Here is a 3,623-nt window from a genome sequence, read left to right on the forward strand (position 1 = left end):
TGACTTGTAGCCATGTCTCGCAAAGAAGCGGTCGAGCTCTCTCTGCTGGGGGACTTGACCCGTAAAGATCGCGATATACTCGGGAATCCGCTTCATCCTGACCGCCAAGTCCTCTTGGGCTTGCATAGAGATGTAGCCAATCTGGACCAGATACGTTGTTCGTGAGCGGACGTCTGCGGTGATTTCCGAATGGCCGAAGCGAACAAGCATTCGTTTGATAGCTTCAAGACGCATTTGGTCGGCTTCCCGCACCGCTGCCAAAATTTCGTTTGACTGAAGCGCCCAACTGCGGACGGCAAACTCGAACTTGGAATCGAACAAATCATTGCTCAGCCAGCAGTCGAATACATTCAGCATCGCCTCAGCCAAGGATTCTGCGTAAGCTTCCGATTGCCTGATGATATTGCCGGTATTCTTGTCGCGCCAACGCCCGAGCAGAGCCCCGAGCAACTCCTCCCGATCTTTAAAAAACCAGTAGAAGCTTGTGCGCGAGAGATTGAGCCTTTTTGCCAGCGGTAAGATTTTTACCGAATCCACACCGGAATCCAAAAGCGCCTCGTAGGCGGCTTCAAGCCATCCCTCCTGCGATCCGCGCCAGCCGCTATCGTTCAAAACCTGCTCCATAAGTGTCTCCTAACAAATTATGCTTCGATTCGCAAGAAAAATGTACATCAATGTCTAAAATCATGACAAGTCTGTTTTCAGGATTGACATGTATGTACATTTGCGCTTAGCGTCTCTGCATACGTTTCTATTCTGGAGCACGACGCATGTCGAACGATCCTCTCCTTCAGCCCTATCAACTCAAGCATCTAAAGCTCCGCAACCGCATCATCGTGACTTCCCATGAGCCGGCCTATCCGGAAGACGGCATGCCGAAAGAGCGCTATCGCGCTTATACGGTGGAACGGGCGAAAGGTGGCGTCGCCCTAACGATGACTGCGGGCTCCGCCGCGGTATCAAAGGACAGTCCGCCGGTCTTCAATAACCTGCTTGCCTACAAGGACGAGATCGTGCCGTGGATCAAAGCCATGACCGACGCCGTCCATGAAGAGGGTGCAGCGATCATGATCCAGCTCACCCATCTGGGACGGCGCACGCGCTGGGACAAAAGCGAATGGCTTCCGGTCGTGGCTCCCTCGCATCATCGCGAAGCGTCCCACCGCGCTTTTCCGAAGAAGATAGAAGATTGGGATATCGAGCGTATCATCAAAGACTTTGCTGACGCGGCAGAGCGGATGAAGGCAGGTGGCATGGACGGTATTGAACTGGAGGCCTATGGCCACCTGCTCGACCAGTTCACATCGCCCCTAACGAACGAGCTCGATGGTCCATACGGTGGTTCGCTGGACAACCGGATGCGCTTCTGTCTCGACGTTTTCAAGGCGATTCGCAGGCGGGTGGGTGAGGATTTCATTCTAGGTATAAGATACACCGCCGATGAATGTCTTCCGGGCGGCACGGGGAAGGCCGAGGGTATCGAAATCTCCAGGCGCCTTAAGGATAGCGGCCTCATCGACTACCTCAACGTCATTCGAGGCCACATCGACACCGATGCCGGCCTAACGGATGTGATCCCTATACAAGGGATGGCGAACGCGCCACATCTCGATTTCGCCGGCGAGATTCGCGCCGCGACCAACTTTCCGACTTTCCACGCGGCAAAGATCCCGGATGTCGCCACCGCCCGCCATGCCATCGCGTCAGGCAAGGTCGACATGGTCGGCATGACCCGCGCCCATATGACGGATCCGCATATCGTCCGGAAAATTATGGAAAAGCGCGAAGAAGACATCCGTCCCTGCGTCGGCGCTAACTACTGTCTCGACCGCATCTATCAGGGTGGAGCGGCCTACTGCATTCATAACGCCGCTACAGGTCGCGAACTGACCATGCCGCATGTCATCGCAAAGGCCGATCTGCGCAAGAAAGTCGTCGTCGTCGGCGCGGGTCCGGCGGGTCTTGAAGCGGCACGCGTTGCTGCCGAACGCGGGCACGAGGTTGTCGTTTTGGAGGCTGCCAACAATCCCGGCGGGCAGGTCCGCCTTACCGCGCAGAGCGAGCGTCGCAGGGAAATGATCAGCATCATCGATTGGCGAATGAGCCAGTGCCAAAAGCGCGGCGTCATCTTCCGCTTTAATACGTGGGCCGAGGCGGAAAATGTCGAGGCAGAGAACGCCGACGTGGTAATTGTCGCCACCGGTGGCCTGCCGCACACCGAAGTGCTTTCCAAAGGGAACGAACTCGTTGTCTCTGCCTGGGACATTATATCCGGCGACGTCAAGCCCGGAACCAATGTCCTGATCTTCGACGACGCGGGTGACCATACCGGCCTGCAGGCCGCCGAATTCATCGCCAAGACGGGAGCCAAGGTCGAGATCATGACGCCGGACCGGTCTTTCGCGCCCGAAGTCATGGCGATGAACCTTGTTCCCTACATGCGCTCGCTTCAGAAGCTCGATGTAACCTTCACCGTCACCTATAGGCTGGAAGCAGCGGAGAAGCGCGGTAACCAGATAATCGCGCATGTCGGCAGCGATTACGGCGGAGTAGCAAAGCAGCGTACGGTCGACCAGATCGTCATCAACCACGGAACCATTCCACTCGACGAACTCTATTTCGAGTTAAAGCCGTCCTCGAGCAACCTCGGTGAAATATCGCACCAGCAGTTGCTCTCTGGGGAGCCGCAGTCTGTGGTTCGCAATCCGGAAGGAAAGTTCCAGCTGTTCCGTATCGGGGATGCAGTAGCCGCGCGCAACACACACGCCGCCATCTATGACGGCCTGCGGATTGCGAAAGATATCTGACTTGCGGGCGCAGTGCCTTTCACGAGGTGATTAAATGACCGAGCGCAATGAAAACCTGCAGGTTTTCGTGGACGCGGCGTTTGTGGCATTTGATCAATTTGCCCAAACGCCTGAATCTCGCCGCTCCATCCTTCAGATTTTCGCGGCCCTTGAGCATTCGGGAACGGCGCGCCCCGGGCCGGGAAGCCGTCTGCCCGTATGCGAATATTTGGATACGGCCCTGTCTGTAGACGTTCACCAACCTTCGCTCAAGCGATTGATCGAGTGGTTCAAAGGCATCGAGCCGCAACTCGAATGGCGCCGCCGGATGACGTACGACGGAACGGCGAGCGAGAATTTCCTTGACGGGCATGCCAACGCGATGATCGTAGGCCCTGGCGGGTTGGAGGAGCGCAAAGACATCTGGCTCGGCGTGACCCTGATGGCGCCGCACGTGCGCTATCCGGACCACGACCATGCCCCGGAAGAAGTTTATCTCGTCCTGTCGCAAGGCGAGTTCCGCCAGGGAGAGGGTGATTGGTTTTCCCCTGGCATCGGCGGGTCGTTTTATAATATTCCTGAAATCAAACACGCCATGAGGTCGGTCAACACGCCGCTCTTTGCTTTCTGGACTCTGCTTGCCGAACGGCCACACTGAATCCCGACCAATTGAGAGGGAGTCCCCATGAAAGTCCTCGTACCGGTAAAGCGGGGTAGTCGATTACAACGTGAAGATCAGGGTAAAAGGCGACGGCTCCGGCGTTGAACTTGCCAACGTGAAGATGTCGATGAACCCGTTCGACGAAATCGCCGTCGAGGAAGCGCTCCGTCTGAAGG

3 protein-coding genes and 1 pseudogene are annotated in these 3,623 nt (G+C 56.6%); 3 read left to right on the plus strand and 1 reads right to left on the minus strand.

The features are described 5' to 3' along the window. Positions 1 to 624 (minus strand): TetR/AcrR family transcriptional regulator (locus AAAC48_RS15460; protein ID WP_340655025.1); only part of this gene is annotated, 624 nt, incomplete at its 3' end. A 146-nt stretch (positions 625 to 770) separates the two neighbouring features. Between AAAC48_RS15460 and AAAC48_RS15465 the strand changes: the two genes are divergently transcribed. From AAAC48_RS15465 to AAAC48_RS15475, 3 genes and pseudogenes are all read left to right on the plus strand, one after another. Beyond that, complete coding sequence (locus AAAC48_RS15465) at positions 771 to 2,807, plus strand: NADH:flavin oxidoreductase (RefSeq protein WP_340655026.1); 2,037 nt, start codon at positions 771 to 773, stop codon at positions 2,805 to 2,807. A 34-nt stretch (positions 2,808 to 2,841) separates the two neighbouring features. Next, positions 2,842 to 3,444: a dimethylsulfoniopropionate lyase gene (locus AAAC48_RS15470; protein ID WP_340655027.1), complete on the plus strand. Its 603-nt coding sequence runs from the start codon at positions 2,842 to 2,844 to the stop codon at positions 3,442 to 3,444. Between the two features lie 27 nt (positions 3,445 to 3,471). Beyond that, positions 3,472 to 3,623: pseudogene (locus AAAC48_RS15475) on the plus strand (electron transfer flavoprotein subunit beta/FixA family protein); the annotation flags it as partial.

Origin of the sequence: Phyllobacterium sp. (assembly GCF_037994405.1) — a bacterium.
Classification (GTDB): domain Bacteria; phylum Pseudomonadota; class Alphaproteobacteria; order Rhizobiales; family Rhizobiaceae; genus Phyllobacterium.

Excerpts from the sequence above, each read along its gene's own strand:
- AAAC48_RS15465 (WP_340655026.1), top strand. The coding sequence starts at position 771 with ATGTCGAACGATCCTCTCCTTCAGCCCTATCAACTCAAGCATCTAAAG.
- AAAC48_RS15470 (WP_340655027.1), top strand. The coding sequence starts at position 2,842 with ATGACCGAGCGCAATGAAAACCTGCAGGTTTTCGTGGACGCGGCGTTT.